This is a genomic window from Streptomyces tropicalis, from assembly GCF_029269835.1.
In the GTDB taxonomy this organism is placed as follows: Bacteria; Actinomycetota; Actinomycetes; order Streptomycetales; family Streptomycetaceae; genus Streptomyces; species Streptomyces tropicalis.
This window is the reverse complement of sequence record NZ_JARJBB010000056.1, coordinates 1-6,651: the sequence shown is the minus strand read 5'-3', so window position 1 is coordinate 6,651 and position 6,651 is coordinate 1. Positions and strand designations below refer to the sequence as shown.

The 6,651-nt window shown below is 72.6% G+C and carries 1 protein-coding gene and 1 pseudogene; both read left to right on the top strand.

The features are described 5' to 3' along the window. Positions 1 to 608 (top strand): hypothetical protein (locus P3H78_RS32585; RefSeq protein ID WP_276112794.1); only part of this gene is annotated, 608 nt, incomplete at its 5' end. A gap of 2,321 nt (positions 609 to 2,929) precedes the next feature. Next, a pseudogene (locus P3H78_RS32580) lies at positions 2,930 to 6,651 on the top strand (toprim domain-containing protein); the annotation flags it as partial.

The window sequence follows — 6,651 nt, the reverse complement described above, 5'->3', positions numbered from 1 at the left end:
CCCGGCACGGGCAGGTCGTGCAGTTCGGGTTCGATCCCAACGCCCCCCGCGCTGCCGCGCAATTCACGGCCGCGGAGCTCGAAGGGGCCACCGGAGAGCAAGTGCTGCGCGGCGTACTGGCCCGCCTTCCCGCATCCCAGCGCCAGCCGCTCCCGAAGGATCCCGGGCCCGTCGTCCCGGACCGGCTGCGTGAGGACCTCCTGAAGCTCATGGACGACCCGCACGCGCCCAGCGTGCCCACGCTCCAGAACACGATGAGCGCACTGAACCTGTACGTCGCGGTGACCGGTCACCCGCAGCACGGAAACGTGCTGCGTTTCGGGTTCGATGCCAAGGCCGCGCCCGCCGGCCTCTTCACCCGGGACGACCTCCAAGGCGCCACCAGCGACAAGGTGGTCCAGATCGTGGAGCGCTACGGCGAGGCCTTCGTGCAAGAGCGCATCGACACCGACCGTGCACGCCGCCTCCGAGACCGCGTCCAGGCCGGCGCCCGTCAACGGCAGATGCCCCAGTTGCCTTCTGCTGGCACACCTTCCGGACGAGCGCAGCAGCCGCGCCCCGACGAGACCGGACGGCCGGTCTCACCGGTGGCATCCCCGAACCGGTGACCGAGAGCACGGACCGTCTGGGGGGATCGGCCACAAGATTTCTGAGCCGTGAATCCCCCCAGGCGGGAGGGCTGCATCCAGGCAGCACCCCCGAACACCGGTGATCCCTAACGTCGAAAGGCACTTGATCTGCCCCAGGGAATGCAGGCGGCCCAGCCGCCACCCGTGATCATCAACGAGGTGACGAATTGGCCACCGCCCCGGAGGAATTCCCGATCCCGCCCCGCAGCGCAGAGGGCGGCTGGGGAGACCAGGACGCCCCCTCTGCGCTCGATGCGGTCGGCGAAGGATGGACGGACGGGGACGACGCGCCCCGGGTCTTGCCACCCGACGCAGGATGGGCGGCCCAGGAGGAACCGCCCTCGGGCCTGGCCGTGCCCGGCGCGGCCCCGGGCTGGTCCGCCGCGCACGAGGCACCCCGGGTGCTCGCCCCCGAGCAGGCCACGGGGGGAACAGACAGCCCCGGCGCCGTGCGCGGGGGGACCGCCGGATGGGAAAACTCAGACGCCCCCTCGGCCCTCGGCGAAGTCGCCGAAGGATGGGCGAGCCACCAGGACGCCCCGCGTGTCCTGGACACGGCCGCGACGCAGCCGGCATCGCCCACCGCGGGCGAACCGGTCGGTTGGACGGCGGCGGAGGAACCGCCCTCGGTCCTGGCCATGGCCGATGAGGCCCAGGGCTGGGATGCCGCGGACGACGCACCACGGGTACTGGCATCCGAGTACGACGCCGAGGACGCAGGCGGCCCTGCCGTGGGCACGACGGCCGCCCAGGCGTGGAGCCAAGAGGACGCGCCCTCCGCTCTTGGCGATGTCGCCGAAGGATGGACGAGCGACGAGGACGCCCCGCGCGTCCTGGACATGTCCGTGCCGCCGCAGTCGTCCCAGACCGCGCCGGAAACCGGCTGGACGGCGAGCGAGGAACCTCCGTCGGGACTGACCCTGGCCGATGGGAGCTACGGCTGGGCTGCCGCCGACGATGCGCCTCGCCCGTTGGCACCCGAGCACGAAGCTGGCGAAGCAGTCGGCCCCGCCGCTCCGAGCAGCGGGGGTGGCGCGTGGGACGACCAGGACGCCCCCGCAGCCCTCGGGGCTGTGCCCGACGGATGGGGAAGCAACCATGACGCTCCCCGCGTTCTGCAGACACCCACGACGGATCCTGCCGCCCCGGCTGAGTCAGGTCTTGGCTGGACAGCAGAACAGGAGCCGCCGTCAGGGCTGGAGCTCCCCGACGCAGGCGTGGGCTGGTCCGCAGCCGACGACGCTCCTCGCGTACTCGCACCCGGGCCGGTCAGCGCGTGGGGTGACCAGGGCGCCTCGTCGGCTCTTGACGAGGCGCCCCGGGGCTGGGGGAGTGATGAGGACGCCCCCCGCGTCCTGGACGCATCCGCAGCAGCACCTGCTGCCCCGACCGCACCTGATCCGTGGACCGAGGTGGAGGACGTGCCGTCGGGCCTGCCGCTTCCTGACGCGGTCCCCGGATGGTCCGCAACTGATGAGGCTCCTCGCGTACTGGCACCGGGACAGAGCCCTGCGCGCGGATCCGGGCGCCGCCCCGCGCCGGTGCAGGACGGGCGCACCGACTCCCGTCCTGCACCCCAGCCGGACGGCCGTGCGGCGGCGGGGGTTCCCCGTTCCGCGCCGCGCAGTCCCCGCAGCAACACGGGCCAGGCGGCGGACGCCGATGCCCGCGGCGACCCAGACACCCTCGCTCACCCGACTGCGACCGGGGCAGCCGCCGGCCCTGCCGAGAAGACCCAGTCACCCCCGTCTGCCGCGGCGAACAGCCCGGCGCGGGGGGAACCGGCCGTCCCGGCCCCCGCCGCCGACGCGGCACCCACGCAACCACGCGACCCGGAGCCCAGCGAAACAGCCCCCGGGCGCCAAGGCCCGCCGGCCGAGAGCCCCTCCGCGCTGCCCGCACACCCGTCGGCAGAGGGAGCGTGGGAAGACGAGGACGTTCCCTCCGGGATCATCGATGCTGCCGAGCCACAAACCGAGCCGGCCCCTGAGGCGGTTGCTCCCGCAGCGCAAGCCTCAGCAGCATCGGACGACCCCGCCCTCGCCACCGGACCGGCACCAGCCGCGAGTGAGAACGCGGAGGATAGCGCGGAGACGGCCCCGGACTTCGAGGCACGTTGGCGCGAGCGGCTCGCACGGAATGCCGCAGCCGGAGAAGCCCTCGGCATCGACCCGAGTGCAGGGGAGAGCTACGAGGGGTATGCAGGCCGGTTCGACGGCGACTACGACATCACGCTGCCCAGCGGCCGGTACCTCTTCCGCACACCGGGATTCACCCGCAAGCGGATCAGCGTCCGATACATGCCCGACCCGACCTCGACCACCAACACCCAACAGATCGGAACGGTCACCCACGAGCGCGACATCATGCCCATGGTGCGCCGGCACGCCGCCCGCCACGCCGACCAGCGCGACCCGCTCACCGTCGAGCTGAACGAGCACGAGCAAAAGGCCCTGAACGACGTGGCCCGCGGGGTCATCTCCCGCTCCCTGGGCGAGTGGTACCGCCACAACCAGCAGGGCATCGCCACCGAGCAGACCTTCGACTGGACGACCCGTGCCCTGTGGACCCTCAGCGCCCTCGGCCTCATCCAGGTACCGCCGTACAACCCCGACAGGCCGGATGACCGCTTCTTCGCCCGGCTCTCGGAACTCGGCGAACAACGGCACCGTGCACTGCGGGGAGAACCCACGAGCGAAGCACCGCGGCCGGACCTCCAGGAAGAACAGGCCACGCTGTTCGCCATAGCGCAGCCTGAACCGGCCCCCGCAGCCGACCAGGACGCCCCCGGCACAGAGCCGGCCGCCGCCGAACCAGAGAAGGCCTTTCCGCCCTTCTCCCTGGTACGCCTTCAGGACCTCAACGACATCGCACGCGGCAACATCACCGAGGTCGGCGGCCGGTTCATGCAGCGCGTGCCCCGCCGCTCCGTCCGCCCGGCAGGCGCACCGCAGCGCATCAGCGCCCTCCTGGACAACGGGCTGGCCGAACGCGACGGCGCGCAGATCCGCCTCTCCGAGCGCGGGCACGCCTGGTACACCCGCTACAACCACACCGTGCCCGATGTCCCCCGCGACATCGAGACCGTCAACCAGGCGCCACTGCCGCCCATCGACTACGCGCCCCAGGGCGCCCTCCCGGCACCCGCGGAGAGCGGCGAAGCCCCGAGGCCGCCAGCTCCGGCACCCCTGAGGGACGACTGGCACAAGACCGGCAAGCGAAGCCAGAAGGAACTCGAAGAGACCTACGCCATGGCGGCCGAGGCCGCCGCACGGGCCGCCCGGTCGACCGCCCGCGACGTCGCCGACCTTGTCGCCGGAGCCGACCACACCTACTGGACCTACCAGTACCCGCTGGCCCAGTACGACGAGAACGCCGCCGCCGCGCTCGAGACGCTGACCGACCCCATCGCCCACACGTACACAGCCGACGCGGTACTGAATCTGCGTGCCGCTCTGGAGGAGGCGGGCCGCGAGGCGACCGACCACTACGTGAACAACGTTCGCAGCCCGCAGTGGAATACCGCCCGAGGGGTACAGGCGGACGACGTTCACCGGGTCCGCGTCCGCGGCATCGTCATCACCTACCTCGACGCCGTCCGCGAGCACGCAACGACGTACGGCCTGGACGCCGGCGCGATCGTCAGCGTGCTGGAGGACGCGGCGGGTTGGACGGGCGAGCTCGTGCGGCTTGGCAACAAGGAGGTCAAGTTCCCTCAACTGCCCGCGGCGGAACATGTTGCCGAGGCCGCACAGCACGTGGCCAACGCACTGCGGTCCTACGCGCTGGGGGAAACCGACACGGTCGACACCGTGGCCGACCGCCGCGCAACCTGGCGTGCCCTCGAGCCCCGACCCGCCCCGTCACCCCCCGGTGAGGCACCCGCCCCAAGTCCCGGCACCCCGATCGACGCACCGGCGCAACCCGTCCCAGGCGTGTCCGACCAGGTCCGTGCATCTGCTGTGCCACCTGCGCCCGCACCGGCTCCGGCCCAAGACGGCGCACCGCTCAAGGTGTCGGCCGAAGGGCCACGAGAGGCCGCCGCGGAGCCCGCGGGCGCCTCCGGCAGCGAGGCGGCAGCACAGTCAGCGGCCGACCAGAGCACCGGCAGCCCGCAGCACCTGCGTCAGGGCCAGGCCGTGCGGGAGCAACCTCCCATCGGAGAGGGGACGTTGCCGCTGCGGACTCCGGCACGCACAGACGACGCCAGCCCTCCCGAGACTGCCTTCGACGCCGCCCCGGCCGACGCGGGCGAGGCCGAGACTGCGGTGACGCAGGCGCCGGGTACACCGGTCGAACCCGCGGCTGCCTCCGCCGCGGCCACGCCCAACGTCGCCGTAGAACGCGCGCTCGACCGCACGGAGGAACCCGGGGCCGCGGCTATACCGCCTGAGAACGCCCCCACGGCCAGCGAAGCGGACGAGGAGGCTCTCGGAGCCAATCGTGTCGCCTCGGCAGAGCCCGCCGTGGATTCGGCCGACGACGTGGCGCAGAGCACCGCTCCCGAAGTCGGGAGCAGCCCGCACCCCCAACCGGCCGCCGCACGTCAGGAGGGCACCGTGGCCACCAGTGCACCGCCAAACCCGTCCGCAGCCGACCAACCACTCACCCCCGATTCGCAGGAGGGCACTGAACCCGCCGCGCCCTACCCGGACGCCGCCGCGTACACGGCTGCCCACCAGGCTCTGCTGCGGGAGCTCGACCAGCACGAACAGTGGCTGTCGGCCACCCCTGCCGCCTCCCGGGCAGCAGCGTCCCTGAATGACACCGACACTCTCGGCATCCCCGGCCTCACCGGCTTGCTCGCCCTGCAGACCGCGCTCGGCACGGGCTCAGACGACGGGGACCAACGCGCGCAGCTCGCACAGCAGTTGGGTCACCACCTCCACTGCGCGCAACTGACCCTCGCGAAGATCTTCCACGGTCAAGCGGCACGGACGACCGACACCGGGAAGCTGCGCGACTTGCACCAAAGGGCCTTCCAGGGGCAGTTCATCGCCTTCGTCCAGCAGACCGAGGACGGCGAGATGGAGCTCGGGCAGTACATCCAGCACCGCGCCCAGCAGCTCACCCCGCAACCCGTCGGCATACCGGACTCGACCGAGCCGACGCCCGAAACGGCACAGGAGCCCACCACGATGGCCGTGGACCCCGACGAGGACGACTACATCCAGCTGCCCGTATTCGAGCTGCCAGGCGAGATCCTCATGACCGCCGAAGAGGCCGCGCCGCGGCTGCTCGCCCAGGCACAGGCGCACCTGGCCGGCGGCGCCACTGAGGTCGCGCTCCTGGCCCACCTCCACGGCCGCCCGGTCTACGCGCTGGTCGATCATCAGGCCGGGGCGCCCGTGCTCATGCTCGGGCTCACCGCCGTGGACGAAGAGGGCAGCGCGCGAGCCGTCACCCTCCCGGCCGTCGACCTCGACGCGGTCGACGCGCAGACGCTGCTGGCCGCGGCGACCGCGTGGATGAACGCGAGCGACGGCGGCGCCCGGCCGCTCCTGGACTACAACCCCACCACCCCTGCACCAGCCCCGAGCGAGCCGACTCCCGCCGAGGCGCCCCAGGCGACCCCCGGTCCCGCGACCCCCACACCATCGGCGGCGGCGCCGGACGCCGCTCAACAGATCGCCGCCCCTTCCGCTCCGGCCGCCCAGGAGTCCGTAACCGCCACCGGGGACGGCGAGCACAACGGCTCCGACAGCCCCGCGGCGCAGCCTGCGGCGGAGTCGCCCGGGGCAGTGGTCCAGGAGGCCGTGGCGGAGCCGGCAGCCGCGCCGGTCGAAACCGCGGCCGCTGCCACCGAGCCGGAAGCGGAGGCGAGCCCCAGCAAGGAGCAGCAGGACCAGGACAACGCCGGGCAGGCGGAGCGCTCCGTCGCACCTGCCGAACAGCCCGGACCTGCCGTAGCCGACCCCGTCGACCAACTCACGGCGCTGGCCCACTCCGCCCTCACCGAACTCGGCGTCGCGCTGGAGGCAACCGGCGTCCTCACCGCCGAGCGGACCGTTGTGATCACCCT